This window comes from Actinomadura macrotermitis, from assembly GCF_009604375.1.
Taxonomy (GTDB): Bacteria; Actinomycetota; Actinomycetes; order Streptosporangiales; family Streptosporangiaceae; genus Spirillospora; species Spirillospora macrotermitis.
The window spans coordinates 20,681-43,933 of sequence record NZ_WEGH01000008.1; the positions used below are offsets into that span (position 1 = coordinate 20,681).

General features: G+C 72.6%; 24 protein-coding genes, 1 rRNA gene and 1 pseudogene. 15 read left to right on the top strand and 11 right to left on the bottom strand.

Features of this window, described 5'->3' with window-relative positions; translation table 11 throughout:
- Positions 1-160 precede the first annotated feature (160 nt).
- The 5 genes from ACRB68_RS39770 (at position 161) to ACRB68_RS39790 (ending at position 5,794) form a co-directional block, all read left to right on the top strand.
- Positions 161-1,717 (top strand): TROVE domain-containing protein, encoded by a 1,557-nt coding sequence (locus ACRB68_RS39770; protein ID WP_153542200.1) that lies wholly within the window; start codon positions 161-163, stop codon positions 1,715-1,717.
- A 79-nt stretch (positions 1,718-1,796) separates the two neighbouring features.
- Positions 1,797-2,153: a hypothetical protein gene (locus tag ACRB68_RS39775; protein ID WP_153542202.1), complete on the top strand. Its 357-nt coding sequence runs from the start codon at positions 1,797-1,799 to the stop codon at positions 2,151-2,153.
- A 73-nt stretch (positions 2,154-2,226) separates the two neighbouring features.
- The gene (locus ACRB68_RS39780; protein ID WP_328595353.1) at positions 2,227-3,879 is read left to right on the top strand and encodes a DNA repair helicase XPB; all 1,653 of its coding nucleotides are present in this window, start codon (positions 2,227-2,229) and stop codon (positions 3,877-3,879) included.
- Positions 3,880-3,976: 97 nt separating this feature from the next.
- Positions 3,977-5,011 carry a transposase domain-containing protein gene (locus ACRB68_RS39785; protein ID WP_153542204.1) on the top strand — a complete coding sequence of 345 codons (1,035 nt, stop codon included), beginning with the start codon at positions 3,977-3,979 and terminating at the stop codon, positions 5,009-5,011.
- Between the two features lie 123 nt (positions 5,012-5,134).
- Positions 5,135-5,794 carry a hypothetical protein gene (locus ACRB68_RS39790; RefSeq protein WP_153542207.1) on the top strand — a complete coding sequence of 220 codons (660 nt, stop codon included), beginning with the start codon at positions 5,135-5,137 and terminating at the stop codon, positions 5,792-5,794.
- 55 nt (positions 5,795-5,849) lie between these two features.
- Here the strand turns inward: ACRB68_RS39790 and ACRB68_RS39795 are convergent, their stop codons facing one another.
- Entirely contained in the window at positions 5,850-6,254 is a 405-nt protein-coding gene (locus ACRB68_RS39795; RefSeq protein WP_153542209.1) for a MerR family transcriptional regulator, read from the bottom strand.
- A gap of 47 nt (positions 6,255-6,301) precedes the next feature.
- On the opposite strand from ACRB68_RS39795, the gene ACRB68_RS39800 reads away from it, so the two are divergent.
- Positions 6,302-7,255: an SDR family NAD(P)-dependent oxidoreductase gene (locus tag ACRB68_RS39800; protein WP_153542211.1), complete on the top strand. Its 954-nt coding sequence runs from the start codon at positions 6,302-6,304 to the stop codon at positions 7,253-7,255.
- On the opposite strand, the gene ACRB68_RS39805 is transcribed toward ACRB68_RS39800, so the two are convergent.
- Positions 7,256-8,188 (bottom strand): pyridoxamine 5'-phosphate oxidase family protein, encoded by a 933-nt coding sequence (locus tag ACRB68_RS39805; protein WP_153542213.1) that lies wholly within the window; start codon positions 8,186-8,188, stop codon positions 7,256-7,258.
- 61 nt (positions 8,189-8,249) lie between these two features.
- The gene (locus tag ACRB68_RS39810; protein WP_328595354.1) at positions 8,250-8,900 is read right to left on the bottom strand and encodes a TetR/AcrR family transcriptional regulator; all 651 of its coding nucleotides are present in this window, start codon (positions 8,898-8,900) and stop codon (positions 8,250-8,252) included.
- Positions 8,901-9,058: 158 nt separating this feature from the next.
- Between ACRB68_RS39810 and ACRB68_RS39815 the strand changes: the two genes are divergently transcribed.
- The 4 genes from ACRB68_RS39815 (at position 9,059) to ACRB68_RS39830 (ending at position 13,681) form a co-directional block, all read left to right on the top strand.
- Entirely contained in the window at positions 9,059-10,312 is a 1,254-nt protein-coding gene (locus ACRB68_RS39815; protein ID WP_153542217.1) for a YncE family protein, read from the top strand.
- 67 nt (positions 10,313-10,379) lie between these two features.
- A complete protein-coding gene (locus ACRB68_RS39820) occupies positions 10,380-11,354 on the top strand; it encodes a GlxA family transcriptional regulator (RefSeq protein ID WP_153542219.1) in 975 nt (324 codons plus the stop codon).
- A 66-nt stretch (positions 11,355-11,420) separates the two neighbouring features.
- The gene (locus tag ACRB68_RS39825) at positions 11,421-12,023 is read left to right on the top strand and encodes a cysteine hydrolase family protein (RefSeq protein ID WP_153542221.1); all 603 of its coding nucleotides are present in this window, start codon (positions 11,421-11,423) and stop codon (positions 12,021-12,023) included.
- A 128-nt stretch (positions 12,024-12,151) separates the two neighbouring features.
- Complete coding sequence (locus ACRB68_RS39830; protein WP_153542223.1) at positions 12,152-13,681, top strand: hypothetical protein; 1,530 nt, start codon at positions 12,152-12,154, stop codon at positions 13,679-13,681.
- An 86-nt stretch (positions 13,682-13,767) separates the two neighbouring features.
- Here the strand turns inward: ACRB68_RS39830 and ACRB68_RS39835 are convergent, their stop codons facing one another.
- Positions 13,768-14,202 carry a MarR family winged helix-turn-helix transcriptional regulator gene (locus tag ACRB68_RS39835; RefSeq protein WP_328595355.1) on the bottom strand — a complete coding sequence of 145 codons (435 nt, stop codon included), beginning with the start codon at positions 14,200-14,202 and terminating at the stop codon, positions 13,768-13,770.
- A gap of 60 nt (positions 14,203-14,262) precedes the next feature.
- Here ACRB68_RS39835 and ACRB68_RS39840 point away from each other — a divergent pair, with 60 nt between their 5' ends.
- Together ACRB68_RS39840 and ACRB68_RS39845 are read left to right on the top strand one after the other, a co-directional pair.
- Positions 14,263-14,604, top strand: coding sequence for a hypothetical protein (locus ACRB68_RS39840; RefSeq protein ID WP_153542225.1), 342 nt, complete (start codon positions 14,263-14,265; stop codon positions 14,602-14,604).
- Positions 14,605-14,606: 2 nt separating this feature from the next.
- The gene (locus tag ACRB68_RS39845; protein WP_207710004.1) at positions 14,607-14,900 is read left to right on the top strand and encodes a YrdB family protein; all 294 of its coding nucleotides are present in this window, start codon (positions 14,607-14,609) and stop codon (positions 14,898-14,900) included.
- A gap of 289 nt (positions 14,901-15,189) precedes the next feature.
- Here ACRB68_RS39845 and ACRB68_RS39850 read toward each other — a convergent pair whose 3' ends face one another.
- From ACRB68_RS39850 to ACRB68_RS39860, 3 genes are all read right to left on the bottom strand, one after another.
- Positions 15,190-16,269, bottom strand: coding sequence for a serine hydrolase domain-containing protein (locus ACRB68_RS39850; RefSeq protein WP_207710005.1), 1,080 nt, complete (start codon positions 16,267-16,269; stop codon positions 15,190-15,192).
- A gap of 221 nt (positions 16,270-16,490) precedes the next feature.
- Entirely contained in the window at positions 16,491-16,940 is a 450-nt protein-coding gene (locus ACRB68_RS39855; RefSeq protein ID WP_328595356.1) for a DUF2871 domain-containing protein, read from the bottom strand.
- Positions 16,941-16,969: 29 nt separating this feature from the next.
- Positions 16,970-17,386: a DUF4267 domain-containing protein gene (locus tag ACRB68_RS39860; RefSeq protein ID WP_153542231.1), complete on the bottom strand. Its 417-nt coding sequence runs from the start codon at positions 17,384-17,386 to the stop codon at positions 16,970-16,972.
- A gap of 92 nt (positions 17,387-17,478) precedes the next feature.
- Here ACRB68_RS39860 and ACRB68_RS39865 point away from each other — a divergent pair, with 92 nt between their 5' ends.
- The 3 genes and pseudogenes from ACRB68_RS39865 to ACRB68_RS39875 all read left to right on the top strand — a co-directional run bounded on the left by ACRB68_RS39865 (position 17,479) and on the right by ACRB68_RS39875 (position 21,530).
- Positions 17,479-20,679 carry an AfsR/SARP family transcriptional regulator gene (locus ACRB68_RS39865; protein ID WP_153542233.1) on the top strand — a complete coding sequence of 1,067 codons (3,201 nt, stop codon included), beginning with the start codon at positions 17,479-17,481 and terminating at the stop codon, positions 20,677-20,679.
- Positions 20,680-20,689: 10 nt separating this feature from the next.
- Positions 20,690-21,016, top strand: a pseudogene (locus tag ACRB68_RS39870) (VOC family protein); the annotation flags it as partial.
- Positions 21,017-21,269: 253 nt separating this feature from the next.
- Positions 21,270-21,530, top strand: a complete 261-nt coding sequence (locus ACRB68_RS39875; RefSeq protein WP_153542237.1) for a hypothetical protein — start codon at positions 21,270-21,272, stop codon at positions 21,528-21,530.
- Positions 21,531-21,622: 92 nt separating this feature from the next.
- Here the strand turns inward: ACRB68_RS39875 and ACRB68_RS39880 are convergent, their stop codons facing one another.
- The 4 genes from ACRB68_RS39880 to rrf form a co-directional block, all read right to left on the bottom strand.
- A complete protein-coding gene (locus tag ACRB68_RS39880; protein WP_153542239.1) occupies positions 21,623-22,021 on the bottom strand; it encodes a hypothetical protein in 399 nt (132 codons plus the stop codon).
- A 148-nt stretch (positions 22,022-22,169) separates the two neighbouring features.
- Positions 22,170-22,424: a hypothetical protein gene (locus ACRB68_RS39885; RefSeq protein ID WP_153542241.1), complete on the bottom strand. Its 255-nt coding sequence runs from the start codon at positions 22,422-22,424 to the stop codon at positions 22,170-22,172.
- Positions 22,421-22,711: a hypothetical protein gene (locus tag ACRB68_RS39890; RefSeq protein WP_153542243.1), complete on the bottom strand. Its 291-nt coding sequence runs from the start codon at positions 22,709-22,711 to the stop codon at positions 22,421-22,423. The genes ACRB68_RS39885 and ACRB68_RS39890 overlap by 4 nt, the downstream gene beginning before the upstream one ends.
- 422 nt (positions 22,712-23,133) lie before the next feature.
- Positions 23,134-23,250 (bottom strand): 5S ribosomal RNA (gene rrf, locus ACRB68_RS39895).
- Between the last annotated feature and the right edge of the window lie 3 nt (positions 23,251-23,253).

Below are 23,253 nucleotides of genomic sequence, written 5' to 3' on the forward strand. Positions count from 1 at the left end.
GTGCGCAGGCAGCGGTTACTTCCTCTGCAAAAGGAAAGACGCGGGTTCGAATCCCGTCCCCTCCTTCGGGGAGGGGTAGCTTAGCGGCCTAGAGCGTTTTGGACCGCAGCCGACCTGATCTCGGGCGCACCATTTCTTCATTCCTTGACGAGGTGCCGCCATGGCCAAGTTCAACCGCCCCCGACTGTCCGGCGCGCTCAGCGCGGTCACGTCCTACGCTTCCCCGCGCGCCCGCACCTACGAGGGCGCCCCCGGATACGCGCGGGACACCAAGAGCGAGCTTTTTCTTCTCGCGGTCTCCCACATGGTGGGCGAGCAGACCTTTTATGAGGAGGCCGGCGACCGTGACGCGCGTTTCCGCACGCTGGTCGGCGAGGTCGCGCTCCACGACGTCGACTGGCTCGTCCGCATGGTCGGCTGGCTGCGCGACTCGGCCGGGATGCGGTCGGCGAGCGTGGTCGCGGCGGCCGAGGGCGTCATGGCGCGGCTGTGCGGGGAGCTGCACGGCGGGAACCGGGCGCTCGTCGACGCGGCGCTGCGCCGCGCGGACGAGCCCGGCGAGCTGCTGGCGTACTGGCACGGCCGGTACGGGCGGGCGCTGCCGAAGCCGGTCAAGCGCGGCGTCGGCGACGCCGTCCGCCGCCTCTACGACGAGCGCGCCCTGATCAAGCACGACGGCGGCGCGGTCCGGTTCGGCGACGTGCTGGAGCTCACCCATCCGCGCCCGGCCACGCCGCGGCAGGGCGAGCTGTTCCGGCACGCGATCGACCGCCGGCACGGCCGCGGCGGCGACGTCCCGGCGTCGCTGGCGGTGCTGCGGGCGCGCGCGGAGCTGCTGGCGCTGCCGGCGGGCGAGCGCCGCGCGCTGCTGGACCGGCCGGACGCCGCACGGGTGCTCGCGGACGCCGGGATGACGTGGGAGTCGCTGGCCGGCTGGCTGGGCGGCCCGCTGACCGCGGCCTTCTGGGAGACGGTCATCCCGTCGATGGGCTACCTCGCCCTGCTACGCAATCTGCGCAATTTCGACCAGGCGGGAGTGTCCGACGAGGTCGCCGAGCGCATCGCGGCGCGGCTGGCCGACCCGGACCGGGTCGCGCGGTCGCGGGTGCTGCCGATGCGCTACCTGGCCGCGTACCGGGCGGCGCCGTCGCTGCGCTGGGCGTGGCCGCTGCAGCGGGCGCTGGACGCCTCGCTGCGCAACGTCCCGGCGCTGCCCGGCCGCACCCTGGTGCTGGTCGACCGGTCCGGTTCGATGTTCGGGCCGCTGTCGGCGCGCTCGAAGCTCACCGCGGCGGACGCGGCGGCGGTGTTCGGGGCGGCGCTGGCGCTGCGCGCCGACCACGCCGACCTGGTGCAGTTCGGCAGCGACCACGCGCCGGTGCCGGCCGGCCGCGGCGAGTCGGTGCTGACGGTCGTCGGCCGGTTCGAGGCGCTCGGCGGCACCGACACCGCCGCGGCCGTCCGGGCGCACTACCGGGGCCACGACCGGGTCGTGATCGTCACCGACGAGCAGGCGTGGCCGGGACACCGGGGCGCCGACCCGCTCCGGGCCGTCCCGGCGCGGGTGCCGGCCTACACCTGGAACCTGGCCGGGTACCGGTACGGGCACGGGCCGTCGGGAGCGGCGGACCGGCACACGTTCGCGGGACTGTCGGACGCGGCGTTCGCGATGATCCCGCTGCTGGAGGCGGGCCGCGCCGCCGGCTGGCCGTTCTGAGCCCGGCCGGGAGGACTCCGCTTCCTCCCGGCCGGGCCGATAACGTGCCGTCGTCGGACTTTCCCGCAAGGAGGCGTGAATGAGCGGATACGGTGGCGGGCCGCCCGGCTGGGGCGCCCCGCCCGGGTACGGGCCGCCCGGGTACGGGCCGCCTGGATACGGGCCGCCCGGGGTGCCGCCGGGGCAGGGCTCGAACGGGTCGGCGATCGCCGCGCTGATCTGCGCCTGCGTGGCCACCTCGACCTGCTGCAACGTGCTGGCGATCCCGGCGATCGTGACGTCGGTCATCGCGCTCAACCGGTACCGTGTCGATCCGGCCGGTTCCCGGTCGCTGACGATCTGGAGCTGGGTGCTGTTCGGGATCGCGATGGTGGTGTACATCGGATTCGTCGTCGTGATGGGGATCGCGGACTCGGGGTCCGACGACACCTACTGAGCGGGAAGACAACGGCGCCGCGCGCCGTTGAACCCTTGTTCCGCCCTCCACACCTGACAGGGGTTGCCCTCACGTGACCGACGGTCCGCTCATCGTCCAGTCCGACAAGACACTGCTGCTCGAGGTCGACCACGAGCAGGCCGGGGCCTGCCGCAAGGAGATCGCGCCGTTCGCCGAGCTGGAGCGGGCGCCCGAGCACATGCACACCTACCGGGTGACGCCGCTCGCGCTGTGGAACGCCCGCGCGGCCGGCCACGACGCCGAGCAGGTCGTGGACACGCTGCTGAAGTTCTCGCGCTACCCCGTCCCGCACGCGCTGCTGGTCGACATCGCCGACACCATGGCCCGCTACGGGCGGCTCCGGCTGGAGAAGGACCCGGTGCACGGCCTGGTGCTGATCTCCTCGGACCGGTCGGTGCTGGAGGAGGTGCTGCGGGCCAAGAAGATCAAGGGGATGATCGGCGACCGGGTCGGCGACGACGCGGTGCTGGTGCACCCCTCCGAGCGCGGCGCGCTCAAGCAGGCGCTGCTGAAGCTCGGCTGGCCCGCCGAGGACATGGCCGGGTACGTCGACGGCGAGGCGCACCCGATCGAGCTGGCCGAGGACGGCTGGGAGCTGCGCTCCTACCAGCGCGAGGCCGCCGAGGCGTTCTGGCACGGCGGGTCGGGCGTGGTCGTGCTGCCGTGCGGGTCGGGCAAGACCGTCGTCGGCGCCGCCGCGATGGCGCAGGCCGGCGCGACGACGCTGATCCTGGTCACCAACACCGTCTCGGCGCACCAGTGGAAGCAGGAGCTGCTGCGGCGCACCTCGCTGACCGAGGACGAGATCGGCGAGTACACCGGCGCCAAGAAGGAGATCCGGCCGGTCACCATCGCCACCTACCAGATCATGACGACCCGGCGTAAGGGCGTCTACCAGCACCTGGAGCTGTTCGACGCCCGCGACTGGGGCCTGGTCCTGTACGACGAGGTGCACCTGCTGCCCGCGCCGATCTTCCGGATGACCGCCGACCTGCAGGCGCGCCGCCGGCTCGGCCTCACCGCCACGCTGGTGCGCGAGGACGGCCGGGAGGGCGACGTGTTCTCGCTGATCGGCCCGAAGCGCTACGACGCGCCGTGGAAGGACATGGAGGCGCAGGGCTGGATCGCGCCGGCCGACTGCGTCGAGGTCCGGGTCACCCTGACCGACTCCGAGCGCCTGGCCTACGCCACCGCCGAGCCCGAGGAGCGCTACCGCTTCTGCGCCACGACCGCCACCAAGCAGCGGCTGGTCCAGACGCTGGTGGAGCGGCACCCGGACGAGCAGGTGCTGGTGATCGGGCAGTACATCGACCAGCTGGACGAGCTCGGCGAGATGCTGGGCGCGCCCGTCATCAAGGGCGAGACGCGGGTGCGCGAGCGCGAGCGGCTGTTCGACGCGTTCCGCTCGGGCGAGATCAACGTGCTGGTGGTGTCCAAGGTCGCCAACTTCTCCATCGACCTGCCCGAGGCGACGGTCGCGGTGCAGGTGTCGGGCTCCTACGGGTCGCGGCAGGAGGAGGCGCAGCGGCTCGGCCGGCTGCTGCGGCCGAAGGCGTCGGGGCAGGGGGCGCGGTTCTACGCCGTCGTCGCCCGCGACACCCTGGACCAGGACTACGCCGCGCACCGGCAGCGGTTCCTGGCCGAGCAGGGCTACGCCTACCGGATCGTGGACGCCGACGCGGTCCTGTCGGGCGGCGAGATCTAGGTTGCGGCCGGGCGGACCGGGCTTTGGGGTCGCCCGGATACCGGCCGGTTGGCCGGCGGGCCTATTTACTCAAGCGCTTGCTTGTTAACTTGCTCACATGGCCGGTGCGTGGCGGACCGCGGCGGCTCCGGCCGAGCGCCTGCCGGACCGCGTGGCGATGGGCGTGCTGCTCTCGCTGTTCCCGGTCCCGCTGCTGGACGAGGTGATCCGGGCCAGCGGCCGGGCCGACCGGCGCCGCCGCTCGCTGCCCGCGCGGCTCGTCCTCTACCACGTCCTGGCGCTCTGCCTGTTCACCGACCGCAACTACGAGCAGGTGATGCGGCTCCTGCTGAACGGGCTGTCCTGGCGGTCGCACTGGATCCGCTCCTGGGAGAGCACGCCGAGCGCCCCGGCCATCAGCCGTGCGCGGGCCCGGCTCGGCGCCGAGCCGCTGCGGCTGCTGTTCGAGCGCACGACGCTCCCCTCCGGCGGCCCGGGGACGCGGTTCGGCGGGCTGCGCGTGCTGTCGCTGGACGGTGCCGCCCTGGACGTGGCGGGAAGCCTGGAGAACTCCGCCCTCGGCTACCCCGCCCCCGCCGCGCGCTTCCCCCAGGTCCGGGTGGCGGCGCTCGCCGAGGCCGGGACGCGCGCCCTGGTGGACGCCACGCTGGGCGCGTCCGTGGTGGCCGAGGGCGTCCTGGCCGGACGGCTGGTGCGCGGCCTCGGCCCGGGGACGCTGCTGGTGGTGCCGCCGTCGGCCGGGACGCCGGCGCTGCTGCGCCTGGCCGGCCGCCAGGGGGTGGACCTGCTGCTCGGCGCGGCGGCCGGAGACCCGCCGGCCCGGGGCCTGCGCAGCGTCCCGACCGCGCGGGGGCGCCTGCTCACCACGCTCACCGACCCGGAGCTGGCCCCCGCCGAGGCGCTGGCGGCCTGCTACGCGGCGCGGTGGCGGATCGGGCCGGCCCTGGCCTGGCTGCGCGCCGTCCCGCAGGGGCACGGCATCACGCTGCGCTCCCGCGACCCGGAGATGGTCGCCCAGGAGATCTGGGCGCTGCTGTGCCTCTACCAGGCGATGAACGCGCTGACCTGCCAGGCGGCCGAACGGCACCGCTGCACCTGCCGCCGGCCACCGCTGCCGGACCTTTTCCACTGACGCCAAGCGCTTATCGCAATACTCGCGAAGGCGCCGGGAAAGAGAATTTTCACCTTTGCATTGACCGCCATTAATGGCCTTTTTACGCTGACGTCGTCCCGGCATATTTCGAAGGAGTGGCCGATGCAACGTCCCCGAAAAGCCATCGCGGTCCTGGCCGCCTCGGCGGCCGCCGTCGCCGTCGCGGCGGCGCCCGCCCTCGCCGCCCCGCCGACCGTCATCCATGTCAACAACGCCGCCGGCGCGGTCTACAGCGGCAACATCCGGCTCGTCCTGACCAGCCCGGTCTCGGTCACCACCTCGCTCGGCACGGCGAGCTGCAACCGCGGCAACATCGACGCCTCGGTCGCCTCCAGCGGCGCCAACCTGACCGTCTCGGCGTACAACTTCTACAACTCCCCCGGCCCGGCCTGCACCAACAGCGCCGGCGGCTCCTCCACCACCACCCCGGTCGGCCTGCCCTGGAGCGGCGGCGACCTGAACTGGACCGGCTCGTCGGGGACGCTGCGCATCAACAACATGCAGGTCACCTCGACCAGCAGCACGATCTTCGGCAACATCGTCTGCAACTACCGGGGCAGCGGCGCCGGCAACAGCATCACCATGTCGGTGACCAACTCCACCGCCACCACCCAGCTCAAGGCGACGGCCACCAACATCTCGCTGACCAAGGTGGACGCGGGCAGCAACGTCCTCTGCCCGTCGTCGGCGACCTACAGCGCCGGATTCGAGGTCTTCGGCCAGTCCAGCGGTTCCTACACCACCAAGCTGTTCCTCAGCTGAACACGGCCGGGCCGCTCTGCCGGGGAAAGAGCGGCCCGGTCCAGGAAACCGCGTGTCATTCCGGCGCCCAGAGGCCCGCCGCGGTGCCGTCCCGCAGGTGCTCCTCGTAGACGGCGACCTTGTGCCGGATCACCTCCAGGCTCGCGGTCAGCTCGGCGATCTTGTCCTGCACGGCCCGCTCGTGCTCGCGCAGCAGCGCCAGGCGCTCCGGCTCGTTGCCCGGCCCCGACCGGACGAGCCCGGCGAACCTGCGCATCGTGGCGAGGGGCATGCCCGACTCGCGGAACCGGTTGCAGAGCAGCAGCCACTCCACGTCGGCGGCGCCGTAGACCCGCCGCCCGCCGCCGGTGCGGGGGATGGGCCGCAGGAAGAGCCCCTCGCGCTCGAAGAACCGCAGCGCGTGCACGCTCACCCCGGCCGCCTCGGCGACCTGCCCGATGGACAGCCCGTCTTCGCCCATGGCACCTCCTTGACCTAGAGCGAACTCTAGGTCCTACGGTCGTCGCCATGACAGCACAGCGCAAGCTCGGCTCCGGATTCGGCGCCGCCAGCACGGCCGGCGACGTCCTCGCCGGGATCGACCTGACCGGCCGGACCGCCCTCGTCACCGGCGGCCATTCGGGACTCGGCCTGGAGACCACCCGGGCGCTCGCCCGCGCCGGCGCCCGCGTGATCGTCCCCGCCCGCAGGCCCGCCGAGGCCGCGCGGGCCCTGCGGGATCTTCCGGGCGTCGACGTGCACGGACTCGACCTGGCGGACCTGGACAGCGTCCGCGCCTTCGCCGACCGGATCCTGGACGGCGGGCACGTCCTGGACATCCTCATCGGCAACGCCGGCGTCATGGCCTGCCCCGAGACACGCGTCGGCCCCGGCTGGGAGGCGCATTTCGCGACCAACCACCTCGGCCATCACGCCCTCGTCAACCGCCTCCGCCCGGCGCTCGCCCCCGGCCGCTCACGGGTGGTCTCGGTGGCCTCGGCCGGGCACTTCCTCTCCGGCATCCGCTGGGACGACCTCCACTTCCGCGACGGCTACGACCGCTGGCTCGCCTACGCCCAGTCCAAGACCGCCAACGCCCTGTTCGCCGTCCACCTCGACCGGCTCGGCGCGGCGGACGGCCTGCGCGCCTTCGCCGTCCATCCGGGCAGCATCCTCACCCCGCTGCAGCGGCACATCCCCCGCGACGAGCAGATCGCCCAGGGCTGGATGACCCCCGACGGGCGCCCGGCGGCCGGCTTCAAGTCCCCCGCCCAGGGCGCGGCCACGGCGGTGTGGGCGGCGACCTCGCCCCTGCTGGACGACCACGGCGGCGCCTACTGCCAGGACTGCGACATCGCCGAGCCCGCCGAGACCGACGACATGCTCGTCGGCGGCGTCAAGCCCTGGGCCGTCGACCCGGCCGCGGCGGCGCGCCTGTGGGACCTGTCCAGCGAACTGACCGGCCTGAACGCCTTCGCCTGACTACAGCACCTGGACGCCGGCGCGTTCCGCGCGGCGGAGGGCGATGCGCATCGCCAGCCCCACCCCGGCCCGGTAGACGAGCCTGGACGGCGGCATCCGGTAGGAGAGCCGAGTGTGCGGGGCGTAGCGCACCTGCGGGCCGGCCTCGAGCCAGCCGGTGTGGACGTGCTGGTCCTGCCCGATGACGTGGCGGGTGAAGGAGTGGGCCGTCAGGCCGGCGCGGCGGCCCCCGGCGGGAACGAGCCCGGCCGGCGGGTCCAGCAGGACGCCGCCCTCGTCGTGGCCGGCGATCCGGACCGGGACCGCCATCGGGAAGCCGTCGGCCCCGGCCCAGCCGAGCAGCACGTCGGGCAGGCCGGCGGCCTTGCGCGCCGCCTTCACGTGATCGACGCGCGGCCCCGTCCCCTTGCCGGGCGGGGCCTGCGGGGGCGGCGGCCCGGCGGGCAGGTCCGCCCCGTGCACCTGCGGGACGCCCCGGCAGGCCAGGTCGGGCCAGACGATCACGCGCTCGACCGCCACCTCGATCAGCACGCGGGTGTAGTAGACGCGCAGCCAGCGGTCCCAGACCGGGCCGGTCGCGCGCGGCCCGTCGAAGCGCTCCCAGTTCTCGCCCAGTGTCTCGGGGTAGTCCGCGACCGGCTCCGACAGCGTGGCGGTGCCCTGCACCAGCACGTACTCGGGCCGGTCGCTGTAGCCGTGCTCGCGGGTGTGGAAGGCGAGGGCGACCCGGGGGTTGCGCCGGATCCGTTCCAGTTTCTTCCAGCCGCCGGCCGCGCTGTTCACCGTGACGGTGCCGGCGTCGCGGTCGCGCACCGCGAAGTTGGTCACCGGCGTGAGGACGGCCCCGCCGGCCGGGGTGACCGTGGCGAGCATGACGGCCTGGTCACCGCCCACGATCTCGTCCACCGCGTCGGGCCACCCGGAGAAGACCATGGGGCACGATAATCAGACGCAGCGTCCAAAGACCGGGTGTTCCGGGGGCGTGTGTCCGAGGTCACTCGCCCGCCGGGGCGCGCAGGACGCCGAGGAGCATGTGCAGGAGCTCGTCGACGACCTGGTCCAGGCTCGCCTCCACCCAGCCGACGGCCCAGTCGTGCATCAGCCCGTTGATCGAGCCGATGAACGCGGTGGCGGCGAGGCGGTAGTCGCGCGGCGCGAGCTCGCCGCGCGCGACGGCGGCGTCCGCCTGCGCGCACAGGAAGTCGACCCAGCGGGCGCGGCGGGCCAGCCGCTGCTCGTCCAGCCGCGGGCTCACCCCGATGATCTCGACGAAGGCGATGCGGGTGTGCCGGGGGTCGCCGGTGATGCCCGCGGCGTAGGCGCGGAACATCGCGGTGTAGCGGTCGATCGGGTCCAGGTCGTCCAGCTCCGGCAGGACGGCGAGGACGGTCTGCTCGGCGACGTCGTTGACCTGAAGGTGCAGTTCGGCCAGCAGGTCCTCCAGGGTGCGGAACTCCTCGTAGAACTGGCGGGTCGACAGCCCGGCGGCCTGGCTCAGCGCCGTGACGGTGGTGCCGCGGTAGCCCGGGCCCGCCCCGAACAGCTCCAGCCCGGCCTCCAGCAGGCGCCGGCGCCGCTCGGCCTGCCGCTCGGCCGCCGTCCGCCCGCCGTACCTGCCGCTGGCCGGCGTGATCCTGCCCGCCACCCGCTCCCCCGATCGTCGACTTCCCTCCATTTTCCCCTACTTGGGTCTTGTGGCCGCCGTCACACCGAACTACGTTCCAGTAACCCAAGTTTGAATATGCGCCTGTTCACACTTGGGCGGCGCACCCCATCCGTCTTCCCACCCCCGGAGGAACGACCATGCGCTTCCCGGCCATCCGCAGAACCGCCGGCCTCGGCGGCGCCGCCCTGGCGGCGGCCGCCCTGACCTGCGGCGCCGCCGCCCCGGCGAGCCCCCAGGCAGCGGCCGCGCTGCGCCAGGTGATGTTCGTCGGCAACAACTGGGACGGCACCGCCGACGTGATCGAGCCGAGCGGCACCTTCGCCCGCATCGGCCGGATCAACGTCATCCCCGACAAGGCCGACCGCCTGCTGGAGATCTACCTCAACCCCGTCAGGCTGGCCTACTTCCTCGGCATCCGGCAGGGACCGGGCGAGGGCCACGACCAGTTCGTCGACGACATGTACGCCACCCCCGACGGCACCGCCATGGTCGCCTCCCGGCCGAGCTTCGCCGACGTCGTCTCCATCGACATCGCCACCGGCAAGATCAGGTGGCGGTTCCCCGTCTCGGGCTACCGCTCCGACCACATGGCCGTCTCCCCCGACGGCACCCGCGTCGCGGTGTCGGCCTCCACCTCCAACACCGTGCACGTCCTGGACATCAACACCGGCAGGCAGCTCGGCTCGTTCGGCACCGGCGACAAGCCGCACGAGAACGTGTTCACCGACGGCGGCAGGTACCTGTGGAACATGTCGATCGGCGAGGTCAACACCGCCCTCGACTCCCCCGCCATGGACTGGACCAAGGGCGACCGCAAGATCACCGTGGTGGACGCCGCGACCTTCAAGCAGGTCAAGGTCATCGACATGCGCCAGCGGCTGGACGCCTTCGGCCGCAAGGACCTGTCGGACGCGGTCCGCCCCGTCGCCTTCACCCCCGACGAGTCCAAGCTCTACTTCCAGGTCTCCTTCTTCAACGGCTTCCTGGAGTACGACGTGGCCACCGACAAGATCACCCGCAGCAAGACGCTGCCGAAGAACCCCGCGACCAGCGAGGACCGCACCACCTGGGTCAACGACTCGCGCCACCACGGCCTGTCGATGAACCCCGAGGGCACCAAGCTGTGCGTCGCGGGGACCATGGACGAGTACGCCACCGTCGTCGACCGCGCCACCCTCCAGGAGGGCCCGCTGGTGCCCGCGTCCAAGCCCTACTGGGCCACCGTCAGCGGTGACGGCAGGTCCTGCGTCATCTCCGAGAGCGGCGCCGACCGGGTCACCGCCATCGACTTCGCCACCGGCCAGAAGACCGCCTCCGTCGCCGTCGGCGACCACCCCCAGCGCGTCCGGATCGCCCGCATCCCCGCAGGCTGGACGCCCCCGGCCGCCTAGGCCGCGTGTCCGGATGTGACAGAACCACGTCATGGCGGCCATCGGCCGCCATGACGACAATAGAGACATGCCCGCTTCGCACCGTGTCGTCATCGCCGTGTTCCCCGACGTCGACCTCCTCGACGTCACCGGACCCGCGGAGGTGTTCGCGCTGGCGAACCGGGAGATGTCCGGCGGGACGCCCTACCGCGTCCTGCTGGCCGGGCCGGACGGCGGCCAGGTGCGCACCAGCGCCGGCGTCCGGCTCGGCACCGACCTGACCTTCGGCGAGGTCGGCGACCGGGTGGACACCCTCATGGTGCCCGGCGCGGTGGACGCCGCCGGCGCGCCGGTGATCGACCCGGCTCTCGTCGGCTGGATCGCCGGCACCGCCCCGCACGCCCGCCGGGTCGCCTCGGTGTGCGTCGGGGCGCACCTGCTGGCCGCCGCGGGCCTGCTGTCGGGCCGGACGGCGACCACGCACTGGGCCACCGCCGGCCGGCTCGCCGCCGACCACCCCGACGTCACCGTCGACCCCGACCCGATCTACGTCCGGTCGGGCAAGGTGTGGACGGGCGCGGGCATCAGCGCCTGCATGGACCTGGCCCTCGCCCTGGTCGCCGAGGACCACGGCGAGCGGCTTGCGCTGGCGGTCGCCCGGCAGCTGGTGATGTACCTCAAGCGGCAGGGCGGGCAGAGCCAGTTCAGCGTCCCGCTCTGGCAGGCCCCGGCCGAGCGCCGCGACATCGACGAGCTGCGGGCGTGGATCACCGCCAACCTCACCGCCGACCTGTCGGCGGCGGCGCTCGCCGCGCGGATGTGCCTGAGCGAGCGGCACTTCAGCCGGGTCTTCCGCCAGGAGACCGGCGCCACCCCGGCCGCCTACGTGGAGGCGGCCCGCGTCGAGGCGGCGCGGCGCCTCCTGGAGGGCACCGACGACCCGCTCGACCAGGTCGCGGACGCCTGCGGCCTCGGCTCGGTGGAGACGCTGCACCGGGCGTTCCGGCGGCGGCTGTCCACCACCCCGGCGGCCTACCGGCGGCGGTTCCGCACCGCCGCCTGACCCGCCCCCTTCACCCCGGCCTGCCCAGGCCGGCAGTTCACCCTGCCTATTTCCTAGGAGCAACAGATGACTGTTTCGACAACCCTGCGCGACGTGATCGGCCTGGACGGCACCCTGCCGGCGCTGCCGTCCGCCACCCTGATCATGATCGACTTCCAGAACACCTACCGCACCGGCGTCATGGCGCTCCCGGACGCCGACCGCGCCCTGGACGCCGGCGCCCGCCTGCTGGAGCGCGCCCGCGCCGCCGGGACCCCGGTCGTGCACGTCGTCAACGACGGCGGCGCGGGCACCCCGTACGACATCAACGCCGAGATCGGGCGGATCGACGCCCGCGTCGCGCCCCGCGACGGCGAGCGGGTCGTGGTGAAGGGCTTCCCCAACGCCTTCCACGAGACCGACCTGCTGGACGTGCTGCGCGGCCTGGACGCCGGGCCGGACCTGGTGCTGGCGGGCTTCATGACCCACATGTGCGTCCAGTTCACCGCCCAGGGCGCGTTCAACCTCGGCTACCGGCCCACCGTCGTGGCCGAGGCGTGCGCGACCCGCCCGCTGCCCGGCCCGGACGGCGCGCCGGTCCCGGCGGACGCCCTGCACGACGCCGCCCTGACCACGATCGGCGACCTGTTCGGCCTGGTCGCCGCCAGGGTGGACGACCTGCCCGCCTGACCTGGCACGGTCCGGGCGACGCCGCCGGCGTCGCCCGGACCGCGGCTTATCCCCTTGCGGCCCCGCTAGGACGGATGCCACCATCGGCGCATGATCCTCCACGGAAAGGGCGTCCTGCGCCCCGGCCGGTGAAGCCCGGCGAGCAGGAGCCGGTCACCATCCTGGCTCACGCTCTCGCACTGAACGCACTGCACGGCCCCGGCCCCTGGCCGGACGGCGGCCATCCGCTTCCCGACGAACCACCGCGCCCCGGCGAAGACGAGATCTTCATGCCGAGCGTGGTCCTCGACGGCGTCCGGACCCACCATTTCGGCACCGCGCCGCCAGCGAGCGCGGTCGAAGAAACAGTCGGCCTCCTCGAAGCGCCCACCCCTCTGCCCCGGCTGCACGAGTTCCTCGCCCGGCAATCAGCGGTCGACCTCGCCGACGCCCTGGTCACCGAACTCCGCGCACGCGACCTGCCCAGGCGACACCTGCACCGGACAGCGCGCCACCTCGTCGAGCACGGCACGGCGCGCGACACCGTCAAGCTGGGCATCGTGCTGCTGGGGGAATGCGGCGACGAACACGACCGCGAACTGCTGCTCCTGCTCGGCACGCTCGAAGAGTTCACCCTCTATGCCGTAGTGGCCCTGGTGAAAACCCAGCCCGACCGCGAACGCGCCGCATACGAACTGGCCCAGCGGGTGAAGGACTGGGGCCGAATCCACGCGGTGGAACGCCTGAAGGGCACCAACGACCCCGAGATCAAGGCCTGGCTGCTCCGCGAGGGCTTCCGCAACGGCATCATGAACGAGTACCTCGCCCATCTCGCCGCGACGACCGGGGACCTCTACACCGCCCTCCTCGAACCCGAGGTGGACCAGGCCCTGCTCGAAGGCGCCGGGGCGATCCTCGTCGCACTCGCGCTCGGCGGCCCGGCCGAGGAGATGAGCGACTACGCCGACGCCGTGCCCGCCCTGCACCGCTACGCCGAACTCGCCGGCACGGCCCGCCCGACGCTGGCCATGCTGGACCACCTGCTGACCATCCGGCGGTGTGCGCTGCGCCCCGACAGCGGCGTCGCCTGGCCCGCCGGCGAGCCCGAACAGCTGACGCGCCGCTACAAGGAACTGCTGGCCCGCCCCGTCTGGCGGAAGCTGGTGCTGGCGCGCCTGAGCGAACCGCACGACACCGGCCCGTACCGCTTCACCCTCGCGCTGTCCTGCGCCGGCCGCCTCGGCATGCCGGTGCTCCCCCAGGCGCTCCGCTACCTGGAGGAAGCGCCCTTCGACGCCTATGCCTGGCAAGGGACGGTCTCCCATGCCGACGGCGAGACCATCTCCTCGGTGATCGCGCTGGCCATGCGGGTCCTCCCCCTCGACACGATCACCGGCGCCCCCGCCCGCAGCCACGGCTTCAGCCCCGAGCACGCACCCGACCACGCCTTGGGAGCCATCATCAACGGCTTGGACCAGCACCCCGGGGCCGGTCTCGAACTGCTGCGGCTCTCCCTGTCCGCCCGGGTGACGTCAACACGGCGCCGGGCTTTCCAGGTGCTGACGACCTGGCCCGCGGAAAACCGGCCGAGCCGGCTACGAGCCTGGATCAGTGCCGCCGCAGCCGCCGAACCCGACAGCAGACTCCGCGAGGAGATGCAGGTCTTCCTGACCGGCTGACCGGCCGCGGCCGGCGTGGCGGCCGCCGCTCCGGCGCTTCGGGCCGAAGGACCGGCGGTGGCCGCGCCGGCCGGGGAAGAGCAGCGTCAGTGCGGCAGCCCCGCGCCGGCGGCCAGCCGGCCGAGGGCCTCGTGCAGCGCCGCGCGCTGGGGCGGGGACAGGGACGCGGCGATCTCGTCGTCGAGCTCGCGGGCCGCCTCGACGCACCGGGCCAGCAGGTCCGCGCCGCGCTCGGTGAGCGCCAGGGTCTGGCGGCGGCGGTCGCCGGGGTCGCGCACCCGCTCGACGGCGCCCAGCCGCTCCAGATGGTCCGCCAGAGCGACGATCAGGCTGGGCGCCACGCCCAGGCGGGCGGCCAGGTCCTGCTGCGAGGCGGCGGCCGTGCCGTCCCGGAGGACGGCCATGAGCCCGACGTGCTTGGGCTTCAGCTCGTAGGACGCGACCTTGGCGGCGAAGCGGTCCTGCATGAGCGTCCCGAGCGTGCCCAGCCGGAAGGCGAGGGTCTCCTTGACATCGTTCACGATGTGAATGATACCGTCTCCTTATTGATTCAGACCCTGAATGATTCTGGGAGAGAACAGATGCACGCCGCCCTGACCGCGCTCAACGCCGTCGCCTCCGCCGGCACCGCCGGCGCCGGCGCCGCCCGCCCCTCCCTCGGACTCAGGCCGTCCGAGGACGCCACCACCGGCGTGCGCTTCTACGCCGGCGCGTACGCCGTGCGCGCGCTCCCCCTCGGAGCGGCCACCGCGTTCGTCCTCATCTGGGGCCCCTCGGCCGCAGTGGCGCCCCTCCTCCTGGTCTCCGGTCTGGCCCAGATCGGCGATTCGGCCCTCGGCATCATGCGCCGCAACCCCGGCATGGCCGCAGGGGCGGGCCTCTGCGCCGTCCTCCACCTGCTCACCGCCGCCCTATGGAGCTGAACGTGACGATCCTGGACCTGTTCTGGTTCGCCGCCGAACTGGCCGTCTACGCCTCCGCCGTCTACTGGGGCCTCACCCGCTCCACCTGGCCGCGCCGGCTGGGTGCGACAGGCGGAGGACTCGCCCTCTTCATCGCGATCTGGGGCACCTTCTGCGCGCCCCAGGCCTCCCATCCCCTGCCCGGGCCCGCCAAGGCCGCCCTCGAAACCGCCTGGTTCCTCTGCGGCGCCCTCGCCTTCGTCGCGGCGCGCCGCAGCAGCCGGCCCGCGCACGGAAGCGCCCCTTCGACCCGCTGATGATCAACATGAGAGGAGCAACCGCATGACGGACAAGGACCCGAAGATCCAGGCCATCGCGGCCTTCTTCGCCGCCTACGCCGAGTACGACCTGGACGGGATGCGCGCGGTGCTGACCGACGACATCGCGTGGACCATTCCCGGCCACCACCCGCTGTCGGGCACCAAGCGCGGCGTCGACGAGGTCGTCGCGTTCTCCGTCCGGGCAGAGTACGAGCCCGCGCTCGGCTGCCGCCCGGCGCGAGCGGCACGCGAACCAGGGCATGGCCGCGTGCCGCTCCGCCGGACCTCAGCTCGTGCCGTCTTCACACAGCGCGGAGTAGAGGACCTTCTGCATCCCTGCCCAGTCGCCGTTGTTCGTCATCATGGACACGAACCGGCCGGTGCTGGTCACGCCGGTATACGACAGGTAGGCGGGGAACACGCCGTTGTGCCCCCACACATATCCTCCGCAGGGCAACGCCCACCGCCGCAGGCCGAGGCCGAAGCCCTCCTCTCCGAGGGGGACGGTCTTCTGCATCTCCGCGAGGGCCGCCTGGGAGACGACCTTGCCGTCGAACAGCGCCCGGTAGAAAGTGGACAGGTCCTTGAGCGTGGACACGATCGCGCCGGCGGTCGCCCACTGGGACGGCTCGTAGCCGATGAAGTTGCTGATGTCCGTCCAGGCGTAGAACGGCCCGGCCCACCCTCCCAGATAGCCGTGGACGGCCGGCGCCCCAATGCTCAGGTCCCCTGTCTGGGGGTAGCGCGTCCCGGTGAGACCGAGCGGGGTGATGATGCGGCTGGTGATCGCTTCGGCCGCGCTCATGCCGGTGACCTTCTCGACGAGCAGGCCCGCGACCCAGTAGTTCGCGTTGGAGTACTGGACCTTGGCACCCGGCTCCGCCGTGCTGGGGTGGCCGGTCACCGCCCACTTGACCAGATCCGCGAGCGCGATGGTGCCGCCCGTGATCGCCCCCGGAGGGTTCATCTCGGGGAATCCGCTGACCTGCTGCAGCAGATGACGCACAGTGATCTTGTTCTCGTCATAGCCGTTGCCCGTCATGACGCCCGGCAGGTAACGCCCGATCGGCGCGTCGAGCTCGACCTTGCCTTCGTCCACGAGCTGCATCACCACGGCCGCGGTGAACGTCTTGGTCTGGCTCGCCGCGCGGAACCGGTCGGTGGGCTGGATCGGTTTGTCGTAGTAGAGCTGGCCGGTGCCGACCTGCAGGGACCAGGAGCCGGTGCGGTCGCCGGCATAGACCGCGGCTCCCGGCCCTGTCTTGGAAGCCTTGAGCGCCTGCATCGTGGCGGCGTGGTCCTCCGCCACCGCCGGGGCCGCCATCGTGCAGGTCAGGGCGGCCGCCGCCATGCCGGCGACGGTCACGCGCCGAGCGAGGCGACGTGGCCTGTGGGAAAGGTGGGGCTTCATGTCCGATCATCCTCCTGCGCCGGGAGCAATCACGGCGAAGCTAAGCCATGCAGACATTTATGTCTATATGTCATGGATCATTGGCGTCGCGTCCGGCGCGATTCGGATGACCGTGATCCGCACAAGGACGCCGTCGCCGTCGGCGCACGCCTGGGCCGGTCGGCGTGTCCGCGCGTTCAGCGCCCGGTCGCCTGGGGCCGTGCGTCGAGATCGGCGGCCGCGGGGGCGCCGGCGATGCGTTTGCCCAGGTTGATGAAGAAGAACACCAGGCCGACGGTGAGCGCGATGTGGCCTCCTCCGGCGATGTGGGCCGCTATCGCCGGGGTGGGGTGGCCGAGGACGGTCAGCGTGCCGCGGACGGTCATGACGGTGACGGTGAGGGCGAGGCCGGCGTTGTAGGTCCAGAAGAACGCGTTGAAGAGCCGGCCGGCCGACAAGGTGAACACCTTCTCCAACGCCAGCACGATCAGGAAGAAGAGCATCCCGAGCGCGAGCACATGGGTGTGGACGAGCCCGAGCTGGGAGTCGCCGGTGAAGTCGTTCAGCTTGGTGAGCTCGCGGTAGTAGAGGCCGCCGACCAGCCCGATGATCATGTAGGTGTGGGCGGCGTAGTAGAGCTTCTTCACAAGTGGTCCTCAGGTTGCGATCTGGCGGGTCAGGCGGGCTGCGGGGCGGCGGTCTCGCCGGTCTTGCCGGTCTCGCGGAGGATCAGCAGGCCGGTGACCGCGATCAGCGCCGAGGTCAGGCCGTGGATGCCGAACGCGGCGGCCGTGGAGCCGTGGTGGGCCAGGACGGTGACCATGTCGCCGAACGGGGCGGCGGCCGTCGCCAGCAGCACCCAGGCGAGGGCGCGGCGCCGGCCCGTCACCAGCAGGACGCCCATGGCCAGGCCCATCGCGTTCTCGCGGTTGCCCTTCACGGTGAGGAAGCCGCCGCCGTCGCCCGAAGGCCAGTGCGGCAGGCCGAAACCCGGGGCGGCCGCCTCGGGGGCCAGCAGGAAGGACACCCCGAGGTAGAAGGTGAACAGGACGACGGCGGCGGCCAGGACGGTGTTGACGTTCTTCAGCGACATGCTTCTTTCCTTTCGACGGGTTCAGAGTGCTCCCGGCCGTTTGGAACGGATTTGGAAGTGACTTGGAGCCGCCCGCGTACGATGTGCCGATCATGGTCTTCATCCGGGTGCTGGGCTCGTTCGCCGCCGAGGTGGACGGCGCGCCCGTCCCCCTCGGCGGGCCGCGGCAGCGGGGCGTGCTGGCGTTGCTGGTGGCGGCGCGCGGGCAGGTCGTGCCGGTCGACCGGCTGATCGAGGACCTGTGGCGCGGGGAGCCGCCCGCGCGGGCGCTGACGTCCTTGCAGGCGTACGTGTCCAACCTGCGCCGGCTGCTGGAGCCCGGACGTCCGCCGCGCACGCCGGCCCGGCTGCTGGTGAGCGCGGCGCCCGGGTACGCGCTGCGGCTGCCGCCGGAGTCGGTGGACGCGTGGCGGTTCGAGGGCCTGCTCGACCGGGCCCGTGCGGACACCGACCCGCGCGCCGCCCGGGCCCGGCTCGCCGAGGCGCTCGGGCTGTGGCAGGGACCGGCGTTCGCCGAGGCCGCCGACGAGCCGTGGGCCGCCACCGAGACGGCCCGGCTGAACGAGCTGCGCCTGGTCGCCGCCGAGCTGCACGTCGCGGCGGGGCTGCGCGCCGGCGACCCGGCCGCGGTGGTCCCCGAGGCCGAGCGGCTCACCCGCGACGAGCCGCTGCGCGAGGAGGGCTGGCGGCTGCACGCCCTGGCGCTGTGGAGCAGCGGCCGCCAGGCCGACGCGCTGGCGACGCTGCGCCGCGCCCGCGGCGTCCTCGCCGACGAGCTCGGGCTCGACCCCGGCCCGGACCTGGCGGCGCTGGAGGAGGCGATCCTCACCCAGCGCACCGACGTCATGCGCGCGACCGTGCCGCCGGCGCCCGCGCCGCGGCCGGCCCCGGTCACCGAGGCGCCGTTCGTCGGCCGCGAGGCCCAGCTGTCGGCGCTGGTCGCGGCCGCCGCCGAGGCCGCCGCCGACGGGGCCCGCATCGCCCTCGTCACCGGCGAGGCCGGGCTCGGCAAGTCGACGCTGCTGGCCCACCTCGGCAGGCGGCTCGAACGCGACGGCTGGCTGGTCGCCGCCGGGCACTGCCCCGAGGTCGACAGCGCGCCGCCCGCCTGGGCCTGGACCGAGGCGCTCAGAGCCGTCGCCGCGACCACGCCCCCGGGCGGGTTCGCGGGCGACCTCGCGCCGCTGCTCGCCGACACCGGGCCGGTGACCGCCGACGCCACCGCGGGACGGTTCCGCCTGCGCCGGGCCGTGTGGAAGTGGCTCGCGGCGGTCGCCGCGGAACGCCCCGTCGCCGTCATGCTGGACGACCTGCACTGGGCCGACACCGCCACGCTGGAGCTGCTCGGCGGCGGCCTCGGCCTGCGCGCCCCGATCCTGGTCGTCGCCGCGTACCGCGCGGACGAGAGCGAGCACCTCACCGGGACGCTGGCCTCCCTCGCGCGCGCCGCCCCGCTGCGGCTCGCCCTGCCCGGCCTGGACGGCGCGGCCGTCGCGCAGCTGGTGCGCACCGAGTGCGAGACCGATGAGGAGACCATCGCCGGGATCGCCGAGCGCACCGGCGGCAACCCGTTCTACGTGCGCGAAAGCGCCCGGCTGTTGAACGGCGAAGGCGCGCTGGTCGCCCTCTCGGAGGTCCCCGAAGGGGTACGGGACGTGCTGCGCCGCCGGCTCGCGCGCCTGCCCGAGGGAGGCGTGTCGGTCCTGCGGCTCGCCGCGGTCGCCGGACGGGAAAGCCCGGTGGACGTCCTGGTCAAGGCCGCCGACACCGACGAGGACGGCGTGCTGGACGCGCTGGACGCGGGCGTCATCGCCGGGCTCCTCGACGAGCCCGGCCCCGGCCGCGTCCGCTTCGTCCACGCCCTCGTCCGGGACACGCTCGTCGCCGACGTCAGCAGGCTGCGCGCCACCCGGATGCACGCCCGGATCGCCGGCGCCCTGGAAGGCAGCGGCGACATCGCGGCGCTGGCCTACCACTACGCGCGCGCCGGCTCACCGAAGGCCGTCGGCTACTGCGTCCAGGCCGCCGACCTCGCCGAGGCCCGCTACGCCCACGACGTGGCGGCCTGCCTGCTCGCCGACGCCGTCGCCGTCGCGACCGGTCCGGACGAACGCGTCGACCTGCTCGGCAGGCTGCTGCGCGCGCAGATCCGGGCCGGAGCCGTCGCGGCCGCCCGCGAGACACGCCGCGAAGCCGTGGAGTACGCCGAGTCCCTGGGCCGCGACGACCTGATGATCGCCGCGTTCACCGCGTGGACCGAGCCGACCCCCTGGCAGGCCCGCACCTACGGCACGGTGGACCGGCCCGTCGTCGACCGCCTGAGCCGCCTGCTGAAACGCGACCTGCCCCCCGCGGTACGGTCCCGGCTCCTGACGGCGTACGCGCACGAGCTGATCGGCGAGGACGACCCGACCGTTCTGGAAGCGGCACAGGAGGCGCTCGACCTCGCCACCGAGCCCCGGCTGCGGGCCGCGGCGCTGCAGATCCTGGGCGAGGTCCGCGGCGACGCCGGGTACTGCCGGGAGCTCGTGGAGATCGGCGTCGAGCACGACCTGCCGGTCTACCGCGTCACCGGGCTGCTCAACCATGCCGGCGTCGCCGCCGCCGCCAACGACCCGGAGACCCTGCGCGAGGTGATCGCCGAGGCCCTCGTCCTCGCGCGCGCCTACCGGATGCCCGAGGCGATCGCCGTCGCCGAGATCACGCTGGCGGCCCTGGCGCTCATCGAGGGCCGGTCCGCCGACGCCGAACTCCGCTACGCCAAGGCCGACGAGGGCATGCGGCGCGCCGGATCGGTGCACGCCACCGGCTTCCTCCCGCTCGCCCTGGCCACGATCCGGCTGAACGACGGCACGCTCGGCGCGCACCTGGACGACGTGCGCGCCCTGCACGCCGCGCTCGGCCCCATGGCCGCCGACCTGCTCGCGCTCGCCCTCCTCGCCAACGGCCTGGACGCCGAGGCCCGCGAGGTCCACGCGTCGGGCGGCCCGATCCGCCCCGACTTCTTCTTCACCTTCCTCACCACACTGCGGGCGATGGTCATCATCGCCGTGAACGACCGCGACGCCGCCGGGGAGATCTACGCGACGCTGCTCCCGCACCGCGACGGCCCCCCGGCGGGCGCCGAGAGCCTGGCGGTGGCGCTGCCCCCGGTCGCCCACACCCTCGGCGAGCTGGCCGTCCTCCTCGGCCGCGACGACGAGGCCGCCGCCCACTTCGCCCAGGCCGCCGCCATCGCCGACCGCTGGAACGCCCCCCGCTGGGCCGCCGAGGCCCGCGCACGAATGCGATGACCGTCCGCATGACGTCGCGGCGGTCGGCCGGTTCTGGGCCGAGGCGCTCGGCTGGGACCTGTCCAGCGAGGGCCCCGGCGTGACCGACCTCGAGCCGGCGGGCTTCGCCTACCCCGACCCCACCGCCGTCTGCATCGACGTCGTCGCCGACCCGAACCCCAAGACGGTGAAGAACCGCGTGCACGTCGACCTGGCCACCACCTCGGCGGCCCACCAGGCGGAACTGGTCGCACGCCTGCGAGACCTCGGCGCGGCCCCCGCCGACGTGGGCCAGGGCTACATCCCCTGGACCGCCCTGGCCGACCCCGAGGGCAACGAGTTCTGCGTCCTCACCCCGGCCTGACCCAGGCCGGCGCCACCGGGCACGACCCGCAGTTCATCGGTGTCGAAGACGTCGCACTCATGAACCCGATCGCGCGGCAGCAGCCCTCGATCGCTCACCAGAGAAACGCGAGAGCCCAACCGGCGACCCTGCGCTGGTCCAAAGGACTTGTGCGCTGCCCGGACGCATGTGAGCGTGAGGTGTGGCTGATGTGTCGGAGCGTGTTCACCTCCGTGTCCAGGCCGACTTTCCCGGACACCGTGATCGGGTGCTCTCGGCTCTGGCCGACCTGACCGATGCTCTCGTCCCTGAGGAAGCCGAGCGCGTTCAGGCGGCTGCTCTCCTGGTTGCCCGGGGAGATCTGCGTCGGCTGGATGAAGCAATGACGCTGGGGCGTGCGGACCGGCGTGACCTGCTCGTGGCCGCAGGCCTCGCCGACGAGAATTGGCCGGATCGCATGGAGACCGAACCACTACCGGCCCTGGCCGGGCATATCTGGATGGCACGCCAAAGGCGCAGGTCGGGCTGACCATGCAATCCGGAGCCAGGCCGCGTCGGCTACGGATGCGGGCGCATTCGCCGTGTCAGACACCAGCGCCTGGCCGAAACCCACGACGCTCCTCAGGGCAGCGGTTCCACCGACACCCAGCGGCGCACCGACAGCCGCCAGCGCAGAGAGCCTCGATGACCGAACCGACCGTATTCGACGATGTCCGCGTCGACCACGACTCTGTACTGGGAAAAGCCTATCGGATTCGCCTTCGCTGCCTGCTCGATCACCTCTGGCCACGGCACCGCCTCGGACTCCAGTTGGAGCAACACCTCGCGACGCCGCCGCCGCGAACGGACCACCAATTCAAAGCGAGGAAACTCCCAATGCCTGGAATAGATGCCCTCGAAGCGCCCTGAGTACCCGACCCGCAACTCCTCTTGCGTCAACCCACCGCTGTCACCCTTGCTCCGACCAAAGCGCATAGCCACATACTGGATCAACCACGCCCGCCTGTGCAGATGGTCCACCTGACCGCCCCGCTGAGGCATCGGCCACCCAGAAGTGCCCAGAGCACGTTCACGCAGCAGCGGACATCTCCTCATTCGCCTCTCCGCCGCCATCAGCAGGCCGGCTCTGGCGGACAAGGCGGTCCTGCGCCGACTGGAGCGGCGGCAGTCAGATAAGGCCCAGTGCGGTGGGCAGCTCCAGAGCCGTTGATCGCCGGACGGGGTTGGTCTCCTGCTGGGCGATGTCGGTGAGCAGCGTGGACAGCGCCTGCCTAGTCGGCGCCGAAGTGTTGTCGAGGTGGGCGGCGATCGGTTCCAGGAGAGTTGTCGCGACGCCGGGGTCGATGTCATCGTCGTCCGTGAGGTCGATCGAGACGACCAAGTCCATGAGGGCCGTGGCGAGTACTCGTTCGAGTTCGGTCATGGGCCTGCCTCATGGGTGGGGGTGCCGCGGGTGGGTGATCCGTTCATGACGGCAGCCCGGGCAGCGCTGCCGGCCACGGCTTCGATGGCCACTTGTAGCGGCGTTTCCGGCTGGCCGAGCAAGGCCCTCGTGATCGCGATCGCGTGGATCGTACTCATGCCCCGCTCCGCCAAGAGGGCTTGAACGGCCTCCATCCCCTCGTTCGCCAGCACCGGACGGCACTCCTCGAGCAGCGCGGTCCAACGCGCCGCTTGTTCGGCCGACAGCCCGTTGGCGTTGTCGGACATCGCTCGCCCTCCCCGTCGATATGCGCCGAACTCTACCCATCTCCAGAGTTGTCGGCCCGAGAGATTCGGCGAGATGGAGGCAGTTTCCCGGCAGGTCTCGCGGTCGGCCAGGTGTAAGTCGGCGCGAGGTGACCCGGTGCCGGCTTCGAGGGATGGATGCCGCGGGCGCAGACGCGTAGCCCATCGCCGAGCCGCCTGAGATTCCAGGAGGCCGATGCATGGCGAGGTGTAGGGGCGAGCACAGCCACCTACGGAAACCTCACGCTTCTCGCAAGGGACAAGGAAGGCAGCTCATTCTTCATGGACAGGAGTGCGGCATTCATCGCCGACCTTCTCTCGGAACAAGAATCAGGGAAGCCTGCTCAGCTTTCCCCGGGAATGCGAAAGGGCCCCACCAAATGGCGGGGCCCTTTCCAATATGAGTCCGGCGGTGTCCTACTCTCCCACACGGTCCCCCGTGCAGTACCATCGGCGCTGAAGGGCTTAACTTCCGGGTTCGGGATGGGACCGGGTGTTTCCCCTTCGCCAAAACCACCGAACGA